Origin of the sequence: Streptococcus australis, assembly GCF_003943615.1 — a bacterium.
Taxonomy (GTDB): Bacteria; Bacillota; Bacilli; order Lactobacillales; family Streptococcaceae; genus Streptococcus; species Streptococcus australis_C.
In genome coordinates this window covers 158,824-178,805 of record NZ_RJPZ01000001.1, presented here as the reverse complement: position 1 = coordinate 178,805, position 19,982 = coordinate 158,824, and the positions used below count along the sequence as shown (strand labels likewise).

Sequence of the window (19,982 nt, the reverse complement as noted above, 5' to 3'; positions counted from 1 at the left end):
TAAAGGTTATGCAAGCTAAACCGTCCTCTGCCTATGTGCATATTCCATTTTGTACCCAGATTTGTTATTATTGTGACTTTTCTAAGGTTTTTATCAAGAATCAGCCGGTTGATGCCTATCTGGAACACTTGATCCAGGAGACTCGATCGTATGAGATTGGCAAACTTCGGACTCTCTATATCGGTGGAGGGACACCAACAGCCCTATCTGCTCAGCAACTGTCTTATCTCTTGACAGAATTGCCCAAGGTCATGGACCTATCGGAGGTAGAAGAGTTTACCATTGAGGCCAATCCTGGAGATTTAGATCCGGATAAGATCGCAGTTCTCAAGGAGTCTCAGGTCAATCGGGTCTCTCTGGGTGTCCAAACCTTTGATAACAAGATGTTGAAAAAGATCGGACGGAGCCACCAGGAGCAGGATATCTATGATAATATCCGCCACCTCAAGCAGGAAGGATTTGACAATATTTCGATTGATTTGATCTATGCTCTCCCTGGTCAGACCATGGACCAGGTCAAGGAAAATGTCGCCAAGGCGATCGACTTGGACATCCCCCACATGAGTCTCTATAGTTTGATTTTAGAAAACCATACGGTCTTTATGAACCGCATGCGACGGGGCAAGCTTCCTCTACCTAAAGAGGAACTGGAAGCAGAGATGTTCGAGTACATCATTGAGGAGCTAGAAAAAGCAGGCTTTGAACACTATGAGATTTCCAATTTCTCCAAGCCTGGCTTTGAAAGTCGCCACAATCTGGTCTATTGGGATAATGCAGAATACTATGGCCTGGGAGCTGGTGCTTCTGGCTATGTCGATGGAATTCGCTACAAGAATCATGGACCAATCCGGCATTACTTAGAGGCTGTTGAGGCAGGTAAGGCTCGGATCACAGAGGAACACCTGACACTGGAAGAGAAGATGGAAGAGGAGTTGTTCCTCGGTCTACGGAAAAAGACAGGTGTGTCCAAGGCACGTTTTGAAGAAAAATTTGGTATCTCCTTTGACCAACGCTATGGACAAGTTGTGGCCAGTCTAACGGAACAGGGACTCTTGGTTCCTGATGACAAGCAAGTTCGGATGACCAAGAGAGGCTTGTTCCTTGGTGATACCGTAGCAGAGAAATTTATATTGGAGTAAATGATGGCTAAAATTTATCAGTATGACATGAAAGTTCCTTTTGATATGAGCGATGTAAATGGCTTTATCAAGATGCCACAGCTCATCCTCTTGTCTTTGCAAGTCTCAGGCATGCAGTCGATGGAGATTGGTATTAGTGACAGGGACCTGCTCGAACAGTACAATCTAGTCTGGATCATCACAGACTACGACATCACGGTCCATCGCCTACCAGTCTTTGATGAAAAAATCACTATCGAGACCAAGGCCCTGGCCCACAATCGTCTCTTTTGCTACCGTTCCTTTGTGGTCAGAGACCAGAATGGGGAAGCTATCGTAGAGATGGTGGCCACCTTTGTCTTGATGGATCGGGATAGTCGTAAGGTCCAATCCGTACCGGAGGAAATTACCGATCCATATGAGTCACCGTTTGAGAAGAAGATCCGCCGTGGTCCACGCTATCCAGAACTGAATGGGGCTATGGAGCAGAACTACCATGTACGTTTCTATGATTTAGACATGAACGGCCATGTGAACAACAGCAAGTACCTAGACTGGGTCTTCGAAGTGATGGGAGCAGAATTCCTCACCCAGCATATCCCTAAACGGGTCCACCTCAAGTATGTTAAGGAGGTCCTGCCTGGGGGCATGATTACCTCTAGCGTTGAGCGAGAAGGGATGATCAGCAATCATGTCATCTCATCAGAAGGCCAAGTACACGCCCAAGCCCTCATCACTTGGGAAGAAATAGATTAAGGAAACATTATGGAAAAAAGAAGATTAAAACAGAAAAAAGAAGACTTGATGGAGGTTCAACGACGGGTTGTTGCCTATGCTCGTCGTAAGAAAAATCCTCTCTATGTATTGGGAGATGGTTTCTTAACCTTAGTCGCAGCCTTTTATATCTTTATTGAGGAAGCGATTCGTTTTGTACGCTACCGATTGAGTTTTGAAGACTTTCTTCGTTTTCTCAAGGAAGATGTACGCTGGTATCGTGTTTGGATTCATTTGATTTTGGCCTTTATCCTGCCTGTCGTCGTCTTTTCTTTGAGTATCACTAGCCAATCAGGTAGCTTTTGGAGTAACTTCTTTAATAAGCTCTCTCAAGGTGTTCTCTTCAGTACGACTGTCAGCCTCGCAGCGACTTTAATGACAGATTTCATTGAGACCATGAAGCCTATTCAGGCTGGCAAAGAGACTAATGAGGAAAAAGAAACTGGCGTCTATACCATTACCATTGATCAGGCTAAGATTGGTGGCTTAATGGTGACCATCGTCATCTTGATGATTTCATCCTTCCTCTTTACTCAGGCTGGAAAAGCAAGTATCAATTTCTTCGGTCTGGTCCTTCAATTTGCCTTATACGGGGCTTGCTTGCTTCTGTATGGAGCAGGTGGCCAGTTTCAAGTTCAGGAGAAAGAAGCAGAGGAAGTAAGTGAAAAAGGAGACCAAGAATCTCATGACTTATAAGGGTTATTTAATTGATTTAGACGGAACCATCTACAAAGGGAAAGAGCGGATCCCAGCTGGGGAAGCCTTTGTCCACCAACTGCAAGAGCGTCAGATCCCCTACCTCTTTGTGACCAACAATACCACCCGGACGCCGGAAATGGTCCAAGAGATGCTGGCTGGCCAGTTCAACATCGAAACGCCGCTGGATACCATCTATACTGCGACGCTAGCAACCATTGATTATATGGTGGATATGAATCTTGGGAAAACTGCCTATGTCATTGGAGATGTGGGCTTGAAACAGGCTATTGCTGAAGCAGGCTTCATAGAAGATACTGTCAATCCAGCCTATGTCGTGGTTGGTCTCGACTGGGAAGTGGACTATGAGAAATTCTCTATCGCTACCTTGGCCATTCAAAAGGGAGCCCATTTTATCGGGACTAATCCTGACCTCAATATCCCGACAGAGCGGGGAATGATGCCAGGAGCGGGTGCTCTAAATGCTCTTATCGAAGCGGCAACGCGCGTGAAGCCGACCTTTATCGGTAAGCCCAATGCCGTTATTATGGACAAGGCCATCGCTCACCTGGGACTAGAGCGCGGAGAAGTGGTCATGGTGGGAGATAATTACCTGACCGACATCCGAGCAGGAATTGACAATGGCATTCCTACTTTGCTGGTGACAACTGGCTTTACCAAGCCAGAAGAAGTGCCAGACCTGCCCTTGCCACCAACGCACGTCCTATCTAGCTTAGCGGAGTGGGATTTCGATGCGTGATCGGTTAAAAGTAACGGGCTTTGTCCTCTGGCTCTTAGCAACGGTGATTTTAGGGACTATTCTCGTAGCCTGGTTGATTTATCCCATGGAAATTAGCTGGTTACGGATTCAGAATCGGACCGGTTTGACACCAGCAGTCATTCAGAAGAACTTTCAGATCCTCATGCAGTATTTGACCAGTCCTTTTACTTGGAAGCTGGAGATGCCGAATTTCCCATCCTCTCCAGATGGCCTCCATCATTTTCAAGCAGTCAAGTCCCTCTTTCACCTGACCCAGGCCTTGTTCCTGATCTTATTGCCAGTGGCTATTCGATTTATTCGAACGGTGATGTGTAAGGGTTACGCAGGTCTCTATCGTCCTTTATTTGGTGGGATGGTTCTCTTGCCTATCGTCATAGGAGGAGTGACCCTCTTTATTGGCTTTGATCAATTTTTTACCCTCTTTCACCAAGTCCTCTTTGTCGGAGATGCTACCTGGCTCTTTGATCCCTACAAGGATCCCATCATATTAGCTCTTCCGGAGGACTATTTCCTACATGCCTTTCTGATTTTCTTTGTTCTCTATGAGGGGGCTTTTGGATGGTGCTACGGATGGAGCCGGAAAACAAAAACAGTAGATTAGTGGAGTGAATGGATGAAACAGTTCAATCGATTTATAGATCCCAAAAAGGATTTGGGAAGCTTTTCAGGGATGGTTTGCCTCTATCTCTTGGTCATGGTCTTTGTCAGCATCATTTCGACCTTTGTCATTACCCTCTTTATGTTTGGACGGTATGGTTTGGAGATGGCAGAGAAGCAGGAGTATGTAGAAAAACTCATCAATGGGAATGGGATTAGCTACCTGATATCTGTCAGTATAGGTGTCTTCCTATTTGCCCTTTATCGGCAAGGCTCCCTCTTTAAAGGAGATGTGAGACAAAAGGGACGCAAGATGACCTGGCAGACTTTCTTAGTATTCATTGCCTTTTTGGGCTTCGCCCAGTTGGCTTCTAGCGCCTTATCTCAACTCTTAGACCACATGATGGGAACCCTGGGCTTTTACAAGCCTCAAGAGGATATGTCTGAGCAACTCAGCCAGTCTTGGAGTCTCTTGCTCTATGCGACCCTGATCGGTCCTATCACAGAGGAATTGGTTTTCCGGGCCGCTGGACTGAGAGCATTAGAAAAGTATGGAAAAGTCTTTGCGATCGTTATGACAGCTATCGCTTTTGGGCTCTTTCATGCCAATTTTGATCAGTTGTTCTTTGCGACCATTATTGGTTTTGGATTTGGCTACTTGACCTTCGAGTATTCGATCTGGTGGGCTATTTTCTACCATATCTTTAACAACTTGGTCCTCTCACAAGGGCTTCATTACCTCGGCACGCATGTCAACATGAATGTAGCCGAGTGGGTTCAAATTCTGGTCTTTTTAGGTGGAACCATCGCCTTTACTATCGTCTTGATTTTAAAAAGAAAAGCTATTTTTCACTACATTCAAGAAAACCGACCAGCACCCGGTGTCTTCCAAAGAAGCCTGTATTCCTTCTGGTTCTGGGTCTTGGTCCTTGGGACAACTCTTATGTCCTTACTTCCTTATTTAAAAGGCTATTAATATCAAAGAGGGATCGTTTTCGATCCCTCTTTGATTGAAGATAAATTCTTCTGAAAAACTTTCCTTAGGTGAGTACGGACGTCAGCGAACTTCAAGGAAGTTCCATGACTTAGTTTTGAGCCTAAGGTCTCAAAACTCCCGAGTGCCTGAAATTCGAATTGTTTCAGGCACTTTTCTCACAGCAGAAAGTTTTTTATCCTCTTAATTGACTAAAAAAGTCATTTTTTTATAAATATCTAACTATTTTACTTAAAACAATAGTCTGTCTCCATTATAATAGAGAGAGTGTAAGACAAGGAGAAAGTATGTTTGATCGTTATTTGATGCTTACTTTTTAGAAGCGATCGTTAATCAACTGGCAACACACTATAAACCTCGGATTCGCTCTGCTTTCGATGCTTGTTGGAGCTTTTTGGAGAATAAAGATAGAGGTGGAGAAGAGCTCTATGCTCTGTTGGATGATGGAACTGATGATGGTGGTATTTTCATTTATATGCAATTGGATGAAAATGAAGCGAATATCCCATCCTGGGATAATATCAGTTACGCGATAGGCTCAACTGCAAAAGAATCTTATTCATTTGAAAATAAGGCAGCACTACCGTCTCCTTTGGAAAATATCGACGGTTCTTTGTTAGAGATTTTTATTGAGAATTTAAAAGAAATCAATTTTAATTTTTATGATCACGTTCAGGATATCAAAGACTTCCTTGCGCGTGGCAAATCACCATCTAAGAAAGAGGCCTTGAACGAATTAAAGAGAATAGGATTGTTGCAATGAAAACATTTGAAGATAATTTAATGATATTTTGAACATTCCATTATGTTTTATGCTACAATGAAAGCGAAAACAGTTCGTTTAGGTTAGAAAGGAGAAGCATAAATGCGTGGCCTTAAAATTAAACTATCATTATTTTGTTTCTCTCTTCTAATCTTGACATCAATAGCTTATTTTAGCAATAAATTAACATGTCCTCTTTTTTTAAAGCTTATATTTTACTCGATAATCATTGCCTATTGTTTCAATATAGCTTTGAGTTTTTTTAGTAAGAGGTAGAGCTAGTTATCCACCTCTACTTTATTTTGACAATATTAAAGTGAACGTAACATAATAAGGTTTTATAAGGAAAATGAAGAATACAATTGCAATTTGGATCGGTCATTTTTCAGATTTTATTTTTGTTAAATAATCAATCAATTTAATAGATTATAGAGAGGTTGGCCAAGTGCTAGACCTCTCTTTTTTGCTATAATAGAGAGTATGAACAACTTGATTAAATCCAAGCTCGAGCTCTTGCCGACGAGTCCGGGCTGTTACATTCACAAAGATAAGAACGGTACCATCATCTATGTGGGGAAGGCTAAGAATCTTCGCAATCGGGTGCGGTCCTATTTCAGAGGGAGCCATGATACCAAGACGGAAGCGCTGGTATCTGAGATTGTGGATTTTGAGTTTATCGTTACCGAGTCCAATATTGAGGCCTTGCTTCTCGAGATTAACCTGATCAAAGAGAACAAGCCCAAGTACAATATCATGCTCAAGGACGACAAGTCCTATCCCTTCATCAAGATTACCAATGAGCGCTATCCGCGTCTCATCATCACGCGCCAGGTCAAAAAGGATGGTGGCCTCTATTTTGGTCCCTATCCGGATGTAGGAGCGGCTAATGAGATCAAGCGACTTTTGGATCGAATTTTCCCATTCCGTAAGTGTACCAATCCGCCTTCCAAGGTTTGCTTTTACTATCATCTAGGCCAGTGTATGGCCCACACGGTCTGCCATAAGGATGAGGCCTATTTCAAGGGCATGGCTCAGGAGGTTTCTGATTTCCTCAAGGGGCAGGATGACAAGATTATCGATGAGCTCAAGGTCAAGATGACTACCGCTGCGCAAAACATGGAATTCGAGAGGGCGGCTGAGTATCGGGATCTGATCCAGGCCATCGGCACCCTGCGGACCAAACAGCGGGTCATGGCCAAGGATTTGCAGAACCGGGATGTTTTTGGCTACTACGTGGACAAGGGCTGGATGTGTGTGCAGGTCTTCTTTGTCCGTCAGGGTAAGCTGATCGAGCGGGACGTCAACCTCTTTCCTTACTACAATGATCCAGACGAAGATTTCTTGACCTATGTAGGGCAGTTTTACCAGGAGAAATCTCACCTGATCCCCAATGAAATCCTGATACCTCAGGACATCGATGAGGAAGCGGTCAAGGCCCTTGTGGATACCAAGGTCCTCAAGCCCCAGCGGGGGGAGAAGAAGCAGTTGGTCAATCTGGCTATCAAGAATGCGCGTGTCAGTCTGGAGCAGAAGTTCAATCTCCTTGAAAAATCTATTGAGAAGACCCAAGGTGCTATTGAAAACCTTGGAAAACTCCTGCAAATTCCAACTCCTGTGCGGATTGAGTCTTTTGATAATTCCAACATCATGGGGACCAGTCCGGTCTCAGCCATGGTGGTCTTTGTCAATGGGAAGCCAAGTAAAAAGGACTACCGCAAGTACAAGATCAAGACTGTCGTCGGGCCAGATGACTATGCCAGCATGCGGGAGGTCATTCGCAGACGCTACAGCCGGGTCATGCGAGATGGTCTGACGCCACCAGATCTGATCGTCATCGATGGGGGTCAGGGCCAGGTCAATATCGCTAAGCAAGTCATCCAAGAGGAGTTAGGACTGGACATTCCTATTGCAGGACTTCAGAAGAATGACAAGCACCAAACCCATGAATTGCTCTTTGGTGATCCTCTCCAAGTCATCGAACTCTCTCGGACTTCGCAGGAATTTTTCCTCCTGCAACGGATCCAAGATGAAGTTCACCGTTTTGCCATCACCTTCCACCGCCAGCTCCGTTCCAAGAATTCCTTCTCCTCCCAGTTGGACGGTATCGAAGGCTTGGGACCAAAACGCAAGCAGCTGCTGATGAAGCACTTCAAGTCACTGACCAAGATCAAAGAAGCTAGTGTGGATGAGATCGTTACAGTCGGCATTCCGCGAGCAGTCGCGGAGGCAGTGCTAGCCAAGCTCCATCAAGGAAAGCAGGAAGAAGCAAGTCCGTTGAGGGAAGTGGCGGAGGATTCTGAACCATACCAATCATAAGGAGTTTAAAATGAACAATCGAATTGCTATTTTATCTGATATCCACGGAGATACGACAGCCCTGGAGGCAGTGATTGCGGATGCGCGTGCTCTAGGTGCAACGGAATACTGGCTTTTAGGGGACATTTTGCTACCGGGGCCAGGAAGAGAGGACCTTTTTGACTTGCTGGATGCGATTCCCATTACAGCAGCTGTTCGTGGAAATTGGGATGATTGTGTCCTAGAGGCCTTGGATAGCGAGTACGGTCTTGAGGATCCGCAGGAGATCCAGCTTCTTCGTCTCACTCAGTATGTCATGGAGGGACTAGATCCTAAGCGGATCGATTGGCTTCGTTCCCTTCCATTGGTAGAGAAGAAGGAGGTCAATGGTATTCGCTTTTCACTAAGTCACAACTTGCCAGAAAAGAATTATGGTGGAGACTTGCGTCCAGCAAATACGACCGAAAACTTTGACCAACTGCTGGATGACCAGACCGATGTGGCCATCTACGGTCATGTCCACAAGCAGTTGCTTCGCTATGGCAGTCAGGGCCAGCAGATTCTTAATCCAGGAACCATTGGCATGCCCTATTTTGACTGGATGCCCCTACAAAACCATAGGGCCCAGTATGCGCTGATCGATGTCGAAGAAGATGGAGTGACCAACCTGCAATTCCGTAAGGTGGCCTATGACTATGAAGCAGAGCTCCAAAATGCCAAGGACAAGGGCCTTCCCTTTATTGAGATGTACGAAGAATTGAGACGCGAGGATAACTATCGGGGTCATAACATCGAGCTCCTAACTTCCTTGATTGAACAACACGACTATCTAAAGGAGGCTAATGCTTTCCTTCAGTCTATAAAAACGCATAAGGGGTAAGAAACAGAGAAATGGGATTAACTGTTGATCAACATAGAGAGCTTGTTGTAAATGATATCCGAGAAGCACTCCAACATGTTTTTGGTGAGAATTTCGAAATTGTAGACATAGAAACGACGGCCAGGAGTGCATATGGTCCGACTTTTATTCTTGAGATTTATCTTGAAGAGTATAAGATAACAGTGAATATGATGGTTGAAGGTAACGATGTATCACTCCTCTGGGGGCCTGAAAGATTTTCGATGGATTTTTTATATGATCGAGATCTTTTTAGGGATAGCTTTGGAAAGATCAAAACTTATTTGGATCAACCTGGCCTTATGTTTTCTGAAGCACTGACTCCTGATAATCTCTTAAAAAAGCGTTTTCTCCTTAAAAGAATGATAGAATCTACCTTTGAGGGAATAGCAAAAATAGACTTCTGGAGAAGACCCTTCGAAAAAAATGAGCCCTTTAGGGTTGTCTTTACTTGTCTGTTGCCTCATTATCCGGCTTTTTTTAGCCTTGAGATAGCGGGTCAGCAGTTTGTCCTTGGAGAGTTAGACCCAGCAATGTCTGGAATAGAAAGACAAGACTTCCCATTTCCTCAGCCTATTGATCTAACTGTTTCCAATATGACTTCTTTCTTGGAATGGTTTAAAGATAGTCTAAAAGGGAAACTAGAAAAGAATGCTTCCACCGATACGTTTTCTACTTTAACACTCCCCCTTGATCCTGCTACAGTTGAAGAGAATATTTCTCAAGTACAAGAGATAATCCGATTGACGTTTACAAAGGATGTTTCTTTTATGGAACCCAACAAACTGGTCAAGTCTAAGACTTTTTATGGAGTTGATTTTGCTGTTGCATCTGATTTTTATGGAGCCATATTTTCAATAAGCTTGATTGGACGACACTTTGATCTTCAGGTTATGAAGCCAGATAAACCCGACAAGAAAGACAATTGGGTGATCAATGGCTTCCCTTATAAGCTGACAGAAGAAAATCTTAGGAAAGTCATCAGGGAAGCAGAGGCCTATTTTGCTAGACAGTTAAAAGCAGTTGAAACGACAGTGGAGTCAAATGAATGTAATAGTGAAGTAGAATCAAGCACCCCAGCTCCAGTAGAAGTAGACCAAGCTAAGGAGAAAGAAGAGGCACTCAAAAAAGAGTATTTAGGATTAAGAAAACTCTGGAAAGTCCAGTTCCTGATTTTCTGTCTGTTGATGATTGCCGTCTTCGCCCTAGAAGTGTATATGGGGGAAGCTGGTTATAAGGCCTTTAAGATGAAAATTAGGTATAGTTGGATTTCTGTCCATAGTTTTTCATTTCTCTTTCTGACCTTGTATGCATTGTTGATCCTCTTCCCGACTCAAAAGAGAGTCTATGAGCTCTTGCCTCAAAACCCTAGTTGGAAATCTCTTTCGACCAAGGGAGTTCGGCTACCTAAGAAGGAAACTGGCTGGACCTCTTTAGTGATTCTAATCTTGGTTCTTCTGGGGACTATTGATTTCTTCAGTCGCAAGCCGGAACCAAAGGTTGAAAATCCGTTGAACTATCAAGAAATCAACAAACTCTATGAGGAAGAAAGAAATTCTCACTACGACGACATCATCAACAAATTCCAAGATTCTAGTGGTCCCATCTTTGAAAAAGAAGGTCCTGCATCAGAATGATCGGATCCCGTAGAAGGGCTAAGGGGCTTGTTGAAAAGGAAGTAGGCTCCTCAATGAAAAAACTCTGCAAGCTCTTTCATTTTGTGTTAAAATAGAGGTAATAGAATTAGAAAAGGAAGTTGACTATGAAATTCCTAGAACTCAACAAAAAACGTCATGCGATCAAGCATTTCACAGACCAGCCGGTCGATCCAAAGGATGTGCGGACAGCTATTGAAATTGCGACCTTGGCTCCAAGTGCGCACAATAGCCAACCATGGAAATTCGTGGTCGTTCGCCAGAAAAATGCGGAATTGGCAAAAGTAGCTTATGGTGGGAACTATGATCAAATCATGGAAGCACCTGTGACCATCGCTCTCTTCACGGATACTGATTTGGAACGTCGGGCTCGGAAGATTGCGCGTGTCGGTGGGGTCAAGAACTTCACAGATGAGCAGTTGCAATACTTCATGCAAAACCTTCCTGCAGAATTTGCTCGCTACAATGAACAACAGATCAGCGATTACTTGGCATTAAATGCTGGATTGGTCGCGATGAACTTGGTATTGGCCTTGACTGACCAAGGGATCGGCTCTAACATCATCCTGGGCTTTGACAAATCAAAAGTCAATGAAGTCTTGGAAATCGAAGAGCGTTTCCGTCCTGAACTCTTGATCACGGTTGGTTACGCAGCGGAGAAGGTGGAACCTAGCTACCGCTTGCCAGTAGACGAAATCATTGAAAAACGCTAATAGAAACAGGAAGAACCGGATGGTCTCGTCTCGTACGATACAAGTCCGGTTTTCTAGAATCCTTTGGTTGACAGTCGCTGATGGGATTCTAGGAGATTCAATTTAAATCGAACTAACGGAGGAATGCATGACAACAATTGACTTTAAAGCAGAAGTAGAAAAACGTCGCGAAGAATTGATGGCTGACCTTTTCAGCCTCTTGGAAATCAACTCAGAACGGGATGACAGCAAGGCGGATGCGACTCACCCTTATGGTCCTGGACCAGTTAAAGCCCTTGAGAAATTCTTGGAAATTGCTGAGCGTGATGGCTACGAAACAACCAACGTAGACAACTATGCTGGTCATTTCACCTTTGGACAAGGGGAAGAAGAGCTCGGGATCTTTGCTCACATGGACGTGGTACCTGCAGGTAGTGGCTGGAATACAGACCCTTATAAACCTGAGATTATCGATGGCAAGCTTTATGCGCGTGGTTCATCAGATGATAAGGGACCTACAGTAGCTTGTTACTATGGTTTGAAGATCATCAAGGATCTGGGATTGCCAGTTTCTAAGCGCGTGCGCTTCGTGGTCGGTACAGATGAAGAATCTGGCTGGGGCGATATGGACTACTATTTTAAACATGTCGGTCTTCCTGATCCAGACTTTGGCTTCTCTCCAGATGCGGAATTCCCAATCATCAACGGGGAAAAAGGAAACATTACCGAGTATCTTCATTTTGGTGGTCAAAACACAGGTCAAGCGTATCTTCATAGCTTCACCGGCGGCCTTCGTGAAAACATGGTACCTGAGTCAGCGACAGCAGTCGTTTCTGGTCAATTACCAGATCTATCTAGTCTCTTGGAGACCTTTGCCAATGAACATCAACTTCGTTATGAAGTGGCAACAGAGGATGACGGTAAATTTAAGCTCACTATTATCGGGAAATCTGCCCACGGCTCTACTCCAGAAGCTGGGATCAATGGAGCAACTTACTTGGCTCTCTTCTTGAACCAGTTTGACTTCGGTGGAGATGCCAAAGCTTACTTGCAAGTGTCAGCTTCTCTTCTTCATGAAGACTTTGCTGGTGAGAAGCTTGGCATTGCCTATACAGATGAAAAGATGGGGGCTCTCAGCATGAATGCGGGTGTCTTCAACTTTGACGAAAACAGCTCAGATAACACCATCGCCTTGAACATTCGTTACCCTAAAGGGACAGATCCAGAAACCATCAAAGCTGGACTTGAAAAAGTAGAAGGAGTGGCATCCGTTAGCTTGTCAGCCCACGGCCACACCCCTCACTATGTTCCAATGGAAGATGAATTGGTCTCAACGCTGTTGCGTGTCTATGAAAAACAAACTGGACTGAAAGGTCATGAGCAAGTAATCGGTGGTGGAACCTTTGGTCGTCTATTAAAACGTGGGGTTGCCTTCGGTGCCATGTTCCCAGACTATGTGAACACTATGCACCAAGCCAATGAATTTACGGATGTAGAAGATCTCTACCGTGCAGCTGCAATTTACGCAGAAGCTATCTACGAACTCATCAAATAAGACGCTACTCAGTCGGCACTTGCTGGCTGAGTTTTTGCTTAGAGGAGGAGAAATGAAGCAACTAGAGCAGATCAAAAAAGCCATCATGGCTGATCCACAAAACAAAGACTATACGGATAAGGGGATTGAGCCCTTGTTTGCGGCACCAAAGACAGCTCGAATCAATATTATCGGACAGGCACCTGGCCTTAAGACACAGGAAGCAGGCCTCTACTGGAAGGACAAGAGTGGGGACCGCTTAAGGGAATGGTTAGGAGTCGATGAAGAGACCTTCTACCATTCGGGTATATTTGCGGTCATTCCTATGGACTTTTATTTCCCAGGTCATGGGAAGTCAGGAGATCTGCCACCTCGCAAGGGCTTTGCGGAAAAGTGGCATCCTCAACTCCTCAAAGAGTGTCCAGATATTGAGTTGACCCTCTTGATTGGCCAGTACGCCCAAGCCTACTATCTTCATGAGAAGGTCAGTGGCAAGGTGACAGAGCGGGTGAGACGGTACAAGGACTACCTGCCCGACTATTTCCCTCTGGTCCACCCTTCGCCTCGCAATCAGATCTGGATGGCCAAGAATCCTTGGTTTGAGGCAGAAGTGGTGCCGGCTCTCCGGTCTCGAGTCCAGCAGATTATAGCCGAACATACAAAATAATAGTTAGTGATAATTGTAAAAGGAGGTATTTCCATGGATCCATATCAAAAAGTCAAAGACAAATTAGACGAACTCGGGATTGAATTTGATGTGGTGGAACACCCACCAGCATTCACGACTGAGCAGGCCGATTCTTATATTGAAGGTCTCGAAGGGGTCCGGACAAAGTCCATGTTTTTGACCAACAAAAAGAAAACCCAGTACTATCTGCTCATCATGGATGACCAGAAACTCTTAGACATGGATGACTTCAAAGAGCAAGTAGGAGCCAATCGGATACGTATGGCTTCAGCTGAATCTCTAGCAGAAAAAATGCAATTACCAGCTGGGACGGTATCCCCATTTGGCTTGTTAAACAATGCAGAAAAGGATATTCTCGTCTATTTTGATCAGGACATTGTGTCAGAGGAGATCATGACCTTCCATCCTAACACCAATGAAAAGACAATCTTTATAAAAACCCAAGACCTATTCCGTTTTTTAGAGTCCATTGATTTTAAATACGAAATACTAACTTTGCCATAGTGGCATCAAAAAGGAGAAATCATGAAAGAAATTCCATTTAATGACTTTTTAGCAAAGTACCAAGCTGGAGAGATCCAAGTCGTCGATGTCCGTGAGCAGGAGGAATACGATGCCCTTCATCTGGAGGGGGTAACCTTGCTTCCCTTATCCGTGTTGGCAGAACGGTATTCAGAACTAGATAAGGAGCAAGCCTATTATGTCATCTGCAAGTCTGGCCGGCGCTCAGCCCGTGCCTGCCAATTTTTGGAAGAAGAGGGCTATGATGTGACCAACGTCCAAGGGGGCATGGATGCATTTGAATAGATGGGATGCTCTAGACAGTTGATTCCTGTAGAATATTGAATTATAGCTAAAATTTTTATATAATATATCTGTATTTTATTTTATAAGGAGATTATTTTATGATCAAACAGGATTGGCTTGATTACTTTGAAGCTGTGAACGGTCGTTCAGCAACTGAAGCAGAGATCGCACAAGCATTGGCTGCAGGTGAGTTCCAAGAAGAACAGGCAGCTCAAGAAGCTTCACAATTTGTAGGTGCTCCAGTAGCTCCAGACCAAGCAAGCGCTGGATTCGTCGCTGCTCCAGTAGCACCAGAAGAAGCGGCTTCACAATTTGCTACTGCTCCAGAAGCACCAGTTCAAGAAGCGCCACAATTTGCTGCTGCTCCAGAAGCACCAGTACAAGAAGCGCCACAATTCACAGCTGCTCCAGAAGCGCCAGCACAAGAAACGCCACAATTTGCTGCTGCGCCAGAGGTACCAGTATAAGAAGCACCTCAATTTGCTGCTGCGCCAGAAGCGCCAGTCCAAGAAGCGCCACAATTTGCTGCTACTCCAGAAGCACCAGTACAAGAAGCACCACAGTTCGCTACTGCTCCAGAAGCACCAGTACAAGAAGCGCCACAATACACTGCTGCGCCAGAAGGACCAGCATTTGGTGCTCAACCAAATAGCTTCCAGCAAGCACCTCAACAACAGCCGCAACCAGGATTTGGTCAACCGGCTCCGGGTCAAGCTCCAGGTCAAGGCTTCCAGCAAGCACCTTATCCAGGACAACCTCAACCAGGTCAAGCTTATTATGCACAACCTGCCCAACCAAATGCCTTTGGCCAAGCAATGAAAGGATTCTTGTCATGGTTCGTTTCTGCTTTGGTTCGTCCAACAGTAGAAAATCAACCAAGAGTATTGAATGGTATCCTTCATTATGTCTTGACTGCATTTATCCTTAGCCTCTCACTTTTCTTCGTGGCGAGTGCCTTCCCTTACGCTGAAGTTGGATTTACAGCTTACCTATTGATTGTCATTGTAACTTTCTTTACAATTTATGCTACTCAATTAACTGGTTTCTTGGTTCGTAACCTTGTCTTGCAAGATAAAGAATACACATACAAACGTTCATTCGATGAGTTTGCTCGCTTGTCTATCTACGCCTTGCCAGCATCCCTCCTTGTCTTGATTTTTTCTCTAGTCAAGTATTTTGAAGGATTTATCTTCCTTCGATCGTTAATCTTCGTTCTCTATTTCTTGGGCTTGCTCTATACTGTTTACCAAGGTTTGAACAGAACAAAATTCAAGGCTGACAAATTCTTGTTGCTCCTTGCTTCTTCAGCAGTCATTCTAGTCATCTTCACAATTGTTGGCATCATTGACAGACGTATTTTAGAACAAGTATCCGTCTATATCGCTTCCTTCTTCTAATTAGATAGGAACCTTGTCATAAAAATCTTGTTCATATACATATCGGATGAAAATATTTTAGGTTTTAGGAGAACATACCGATGAACAAAAAATGGGTAGAATTATTTGAAAAAGTAATCGGTCGCAAACCTACTCCTGAAGAATTCATTGCCGGAAGAGATTCCGGCTTTGATTTTAAGGCAATCAAATCGATTGCTGGAGTAGCGATCGACCAAGTGGCTTCAGAAGCGTCAGCTTTAGGAGGACAGGGGCCAGTAGAAGCGGTTGTAAATCCTCTTCAACTTGCTTGGGAAGAGCGCTTCATCGCCCTCTATGGACGTTGCCCGCTTCCAGAAGAGATTGAATCTGCTCGAAGTCAGAACTTTGAAATCGTAGAAGCACCTGCTCCGACGATTAACTTGGAAGAGACCAATCAGACAACGCAGGTCTTCGCACCAGTGGAGAATCCATCAGAGACCCCAGAAAACTTGTCCCAGCCAGTTGAAGCTCTAGCGCCAGCAGAGGCTCCAGAGCAAGAAGAAGCTGTCAAGAAAGGCAAGAAAAAGAAAGAAAAGAAAGTCAAAAAAGAGAAAAAAGGCAAGAAAAAGAAAGTCTTCTTCTTCAGTATGTTGGCTTTGTTGGTCTTGGCCTTGTCTGGTCTAGGCTATTACTTCTCATCAACTACAGGCCCACAGGTGACAGTGGATAAATTGGTCACAGCCATTGAACAAAAGGATTACCGAGAAGTGGCGAGCATTCTTTCTACTGACAAGGATAAGTGGACCAAGGAAGAAGCTCAAGGCTTGCTAGACTATATGACTGCTCAGAAGATCGATGTCATCTACGAATTAGATCATATCGCTCAGTCTTCAAAAACAGGGATCGTCAAGGACAAAAATCAGAATCTACTGATTGGAATTGAGAAGGCGGATAAGAAATTCGGTATCTTTCAAGAATACCGCATCGCGACCTATCCACTTGAAGTCACAGCGATTACCAATCTGGATGATGCCAAGCTTAAGACCAGCGAAAAAGAGTCGACAGTGCTCAAAAAGAACCAAACAACCAAACTTGGAAAGGTTCACTTTGCGCCACGAGACATGCAACTAGATGGTAAGACCGAAGTTGGAAAAATCTCCAGTGAGGTCAAGTTAGATCCAGTTCAGGCTTCTAAGAACAAGCTGAACTTGACCTTCAATTCTGAAAAACGTCTTCTTGAAATTGAATTCCCAGAGGAAGTAAGCAATCCAACTGATATCAAGGTAGCAGTGAATGGCAAGGAAGTCGGCACAAGTACCTTATTTGAAGTCGATGTAGTAGCCCATCAAGAAATTGAAGTTCATGCAGTCTTTAATGTTAATGGTGAGAGCTATACAACTGATAAGGCTAAAGTCACAATCGGTGAAACTCCTGATGACGATGAAGTCATCACTTTGAAGCTTTCTAAGGATGTGACCAAACGATTGAAAGATGCAGAAACAGCTCGTAAAGCCAAGGAAGAAGAAGCCAAGAAGGCTGAAGAGAAGAAAACCTCTGTAACCTCCTTCCTCCAAGACTACCGGACAGAAGTCTTCTCCTCTGTCTCAAGTAGATCCAACACCTACTCTAAGTACTATGACACGTCAAGTGACGCCTACAAGGAAATGGTGGAGTGGACAACAGGTGGTGGAGTCAAGAAGGCTGAAATCGACTACTATACACCAGGTGTTTTCAACGTTCTTAGCGTTACCGAAGAGAACGGAATGGTGATCGTGAAAACCCACGAAGAATATACTGTACATTATGTGACCAGCCGAAAAGATAGCCAGAGTAGCAAGGACAAGACCTATACCCTAAAACCAGTAGGGGATACTTACGTGATTACGGCTATTGCGGTCACAGCTGGTAATTAGGAGGATTATGATGAAATTAAGCATGACAAAATGGACGCTTGCTGGCCTTGTTCTTTTGAGCCTAGGCGCTTGTGGCCAACAGAAGGAATCAAAGAGCTCAACGCAAAAAGAGCCTGCTTCCAGTAAGCAAGTCGCACAGTCATCAGCCGGAAAAGAAACCAGTGCTTCTGAAGCAACATCGTCTAACGATAGCGATAAGTCAAGGAAGAAGGCAGGCGAAGTCACCGTGGACCAAGGTGTTTCCTTCAATGGTTCTTATTATAGTGTCCAAGGAAAATCTGGAGATATCGTCATCGCCAACAAGCACTACCCCTTAGCTGCAGACTACAATCCAGGTGAGGATCCGACAGCTGTTGCGGCCTTGCATGAGTTGATTGCGGCTATGCAGGCAGAAGGCTATGCTATCAGTGATCAGTACAGTGGTTTCCGCAGTTATGAGACCCAGGTTGATCTCTACCAAAGCTATGTCAATCAAGATGGGGCAGCAGCGGCAGATCGCTACTCAGCTCGTCCTGGCTATAGTGAGCACCAGACAGGTCTAGCATTTGACCTCATCGATACCAGTGGCAATCTCGTTCAAGAATCAGGCGCAAGCAAATGGTTGCTTAAGAACGCTGCCAAGTATGGCTTTATCGTCCGCTATCAAGAAGGGAAAGAAGCGATCACAGGCTACATGCCTGAAAGCTGGCACCTTCGCTATATCGGAGAAGATGCAAAAGATGTCGCAGCCTCAGGAAAAAGCTTAGAAGAATACTTCAACTTTACTGGTGGCGACTACGAATAACAAGAAAACCGCTCTTTCAGGAAATCTGAAGGAGCGGTATTTTTGTGCTGGACAGGACAAGAAAAAACCACTGCCAAGTGGAAGTGGTTTTGATGGGTTTCTTATTTGAGACCGTATTTTTTGTTGAAACGATCCACACGTCCATCTGCTTGAGTGAACTTTTGACGTCCAGTGTAGAATGGGTGTGAGTCTGATGAAATTTCAACACGGATCAATGGGTAAGTTTCACCTTCGAATTCAACAGTCTCGTTAGAGTACTTAGTTGAACCACTAAGGAACTTATAACCAGTAGTAGTGTCCATGAAGACAACAGGGCGATATTCTGGATGGATATCTTTTTTCATTTTGCAATAATTCCTTTCTGCCATGGTCTCTTTCCGAGCCATAGATTGTTACTAAGTTAGTTTATCAAAAACAAAAGAGTTTGGCAAGGATTTTTACCAAATTTTTCGCATTTTTATTAAGAAAAAAGTGGGAGAAGCTCATCCTATCAGACAAGCTTTTCCCACTCTGCCTAACAGTCCCAGTAAAGAAATGTTGGACATGTAAGATCAATAGAAATCTTTTTATTCTTGACCAGGTTCAGTAGTTGGCTGTTCTGGTTGTTGAGGTTGCTGTTGCTCTTGAGGTTGCCAAGCTTGTTGAGGCTGTTGAGGCGCTTGTTGGAACCCTTGTCCTGGGGCAGGTTGACCAAACCCTTGTTGCCATTGTTGTTGATCAGGTTGACCAAACCCTTGTTGAGGTGCTTGTTGGAACCCTTGTCCTGGAGCAGGCTGACCAAATCCTTGTTGAGGTGCTTGTTGGAACCCTTGTCCTGGAGCAGGCTGACCAAATCCTTGTTGAGGTGCTTGTTGGAACCCTTGTCCTGGGGCAGGCTGACCAAACCCTTGTTGCGGTTGTTGCCATTGTTGTTGACCAGGTTGACCAAACCCTTGTTGAGGTGCTTGTTGGAACCCTTGTCCTGGAGCAGGTTGACCAAATCTTTGTTGAGGCGCTTGTTGGAATCCTTGTCCTGGGGCAGGCTGACCAAACCCTTGTTGTGGTTGTTGCCATTGTTGTTGACCAGGTTGACCTGGTTGTTGTGGTGATTGGACAGATGATGCAACAGACTGTGCGAATCCTCTACTTGTTGATGCAAGTTCTTGGAATGTCCCTTTAGTGATTTTACCACCAGACATCGCAAGAAGTCCTGTGACAACAAGAGCAATACTTGCAATGACTGCAATAATCAAACCAAAACCAATAGAAAAGCCATCACCGAATTCAGATGAAGCACCCAAAACTCTAAACATAGTGATGATCGTAATTAAGCTTTCAAGAATACCGATAGCAATGACACCAATGGAAAAATTCTTGTTCATTGGTGGAGCAATGTTTGGAAGGCAAGCTAGAACGATGGCACCAATAGCTAGGACAACGATGACCCATCCAAATTCACCTCGAATTCCACTGAAAGAATAACTTCCGAAGGATCCACCATTAAGTGTACTCCACGGCAAAAAGGTAGAAATGGCAGTAAGAGCTGCTGCGACAATGATAAAAATACGATGTTTATGCATAAAACGTCTCCTTTTTTGTGATTATTATAGCATAAATAAGCTCAAACTGGAATGGAAATTTAAGAAATCGTTCACATTT

The 19,982-nt window shown here is 44.4% G+C and carries 19 protein-coding genes and 1 pseudogene; 18 read left to right on the top strand and 2 right to left on the bottom strand.

Translation table 11 applies throughout. The features are described from left to right. The first annotated feature begins 8 nt into the window (after positions 1-8). From hemW to ldcB, 18 genes and pseudogenes are all read left to right on the top strand, one after another. Entirely contained in the window at positions 9-1,139 is a 1,131-nt protein-coding gene (gene hemW, locus D8785_RS00955) for a radical SAM family heme chaperone HemW (protein ID WP_125374170.1), read from the top strand. Between the two features lie 3 nt (positions 1,140-1,142). Beyond that, a complete protein-coding gene (locus D8785_RS00950) occupies positions 1,143-1,874 on the top strand; it encodes an acyl-ACP thioesterase domain-containing protein (protein ID WP_125374169.1) in 732 nt (243 codons plus the stop codon). Between the two features lie 9 nt (positions 1,875-1,883). Beyond that, on the top strand, positions 1,884-2,588 hold the full coding sequence (locus D8785_RS00945; protein ID WP_185759606.1) for a hypothetical protein: 705 nt from the start codon (positions 1,884-1,886) through the stop codon (positions 2,586-2,588). Beyond that, positions 2,578-3,348, top strand: a complete 771-nt coding sequence (locus D8785_RS00940; RefSeq protein ID WP_125374168.1) for a TIGR01457 family HAD-type hydrolase — start codon at positions 2,578-2,580, stop codon at positions 3,346-3,348. Before D8785_RS00945 ends, D8785_RS00940 begins: the two co-directional genes overlap by 11 nt. Then, positions 3,341-3,970, top strand: a complete 630-nt coding sequence (locus D8785_RS00935) for a TIGR01906 family membrane protein (RefSeq protein WP_125374167.1) — start codon at positions 3,341-3,343, stop codon at positions 3,968-3,970. The genes D8785_RS00940 and D8785_RS00935 overlap by 8 nt, the downstream gene beginning before the upstream one ends. Positions 3,971-3,982: 12 nt before the next feature. Next, the gene (locus D8785_RS00930; RefSeq protein ID WP_125374166.1) at positions 3,983-4,942 is read left to right on the top strand and encodes a CPBP family intramembrane glutamic endopeptidase; all 960 of its coding nucleotides are present in this window, start codon (positions 3,983-3,985) and stop codon (positions 4,940-4,942) included. A 343-nt stretch (positions 4,943-5,285) separates the two neighbouring features. Then, a complete protein-coding gene (locus D8785_RS00925) occupies positions 5,286-5,723 on the top strand; it encodes an Imm6 family immunity protein (RefSeq protein ID WP_125374165.1) in 438 nt (145 codons plus the stop codon). A 480-nt stretch (positions 5,724-6,203) separates the two neighbouring features. Beyond that, positions 6,204-8,039 (top strand): excinuclease ABC subunit UvrC, encoded by a 1,836-nt coding sequence (gene uvrC, locus D8785_RS00920; protein WP_125374164.1) that lies wholly within the window; start codon positions 6,204-6,206, stop codon positions 8,037-8,039. 10 nt (positions 8,040-8,049) lie between these two features. Next, positions 8,050-8,898, top strand: a complete 849-nt coding sequence (locus tag D8785_RS00915; protein WP_125374163.1) for a metallophosphoesterase family protein — start codon at positions 8,050-8,052, stop codon at positions 8,896-8,898. 788 nt (positions 8,899-9,686) lie between these two features. Continuing rightward, the gene (locus D8785_RS09720; RefSeq protein ID WP_185759605.1) at positions 9,687-10,553 is read left to right on the top strand and encodes an OSTA/TMEM184 family protein; all 867 of its coding nucleotides are present in this window, start codon (positions 9,687-9,689) and stop codon (positions 10,551-10,553) included. Between the two features lie 125 nt (positions 10,554-10,678). After that, a complete protein-coding gene (locus D8785_RS00905) occupies positions 10,679-11,284 on the top strand; it encodes a nitroreductase family protein (protein ID WP_125374161.1) in 606 nt (201 codons plus the stop codon). A 127-nt stretch (positions 11,285-11,411) separates the two neighbouring features. After that, positions 11,412-12,818 carry a dipeptidase PepV gene (gene pepV / locus D8785_RS00900; RefSeq protein ID WP_125374160.1) on the top strand — a complete coding sequence of 469 codons (1,407 nt, stop codon included), beginning with the start codon at positions 11,412-11,414 and terminating at the stop codon, positions 12,816-12,818. Between the two features lie 52 nt (positions 12,819-12,870). Continuing rightward, a complete protein-coding gene (locus D8785_RS00895) occupies positions 12,871-13,464 on the top strand; it encodes a uracil-DNA glycosylase family protein (protein WP_023026736.1) in 594 nt (197 codons plus the stop codon). A 33-nt stretch (positions 13,465-13,497) separates the two neighbouring features. Beyond that, a complete protein-coding gene (locus D8785_RS00890) occupies positions 13,498-13,989 on the top strand; it encodes a prolyl-tRNA synthetase associated domain-containing protein (RefSeq protein ID WP_123159256.1) in 492 nt (163 codons plus the stop codon). A gap of 21 nt (positions 13,990-14,010) precedes the next feature. Then, positions 14,011-14,292 (top strand): rhodanese-like domain-containing protein, encoded by a 282-nt coding sequence (locus D8785_RS00885; protein ID WP_125374159.1) that lies wholly within the window; start codon positions 14,011-14,013, stop codon positions 14,290-14,292. Positions 14,293-14,390: 98 nt separating this feature from the next. Next, positions 14,391-15,689, top strand: a pseudogene (locus D8785_RS09920) (DUF6574 domain-containing protein). Between the two features lie 80 nt (positions 15,690-15,769). Beyond that, positions 15,770-17,560 (top strand): TcaA second domain-containing protein, encoded by a 1,791-nt coding sequence (locus tag D8785_RS09810; RefSeq protein WP_260469851.1) that lies wholly within the window; start codon positions 15,770-15,772, stop codon positions 17,558-17,560. A gap of 10 nt (positions 17,561-17,570) precedes the next feature. Then, positions 17,571-18,344 (top strand): LD-carboxypeptidase LdcB/DacB, encoded by a 774-nt coding sequence (ldcB, locus tag D8785_RS00870; protein WP_125374158.1) that lies wholly within the window; start codon positions 17,571-17,573, stop codon positions 18,342-18,344. A gap of 101 nt (positions 18,345-18,445) precedes the next feature. On the opposite strand, the gene D8785_RS00865 is transcribed toward ldcB, so the two are convergent. Both D8785_RS00865 and D8785_RS00860 read right to left on the bottom strand, forming a co-directional pair. Then, a complete protein-coding gene (locus tag D8785_RS00865; protein ID WP_023023047.1) occupies positions 18,446-18,688 on the bottom strand; it encodes a type B 50S ribosomal protein L31 in 243 nt (80 codons plus the stop codon). A 222-nt stretch (positions 18,689-18,910) separates the two neighbouring features. Beyond that, complete coding sequence (locus D8785_RS00860; protein ID WP_125374157.1) at positions 18,911-19,903, bottom strand: hypothetical protein; 993 nt, start codon at positions 19,901-19,903, stop codon at positions 18,911-18,913. Positions 19,904-19,982 lie beyond the last annotated feature (79 nt).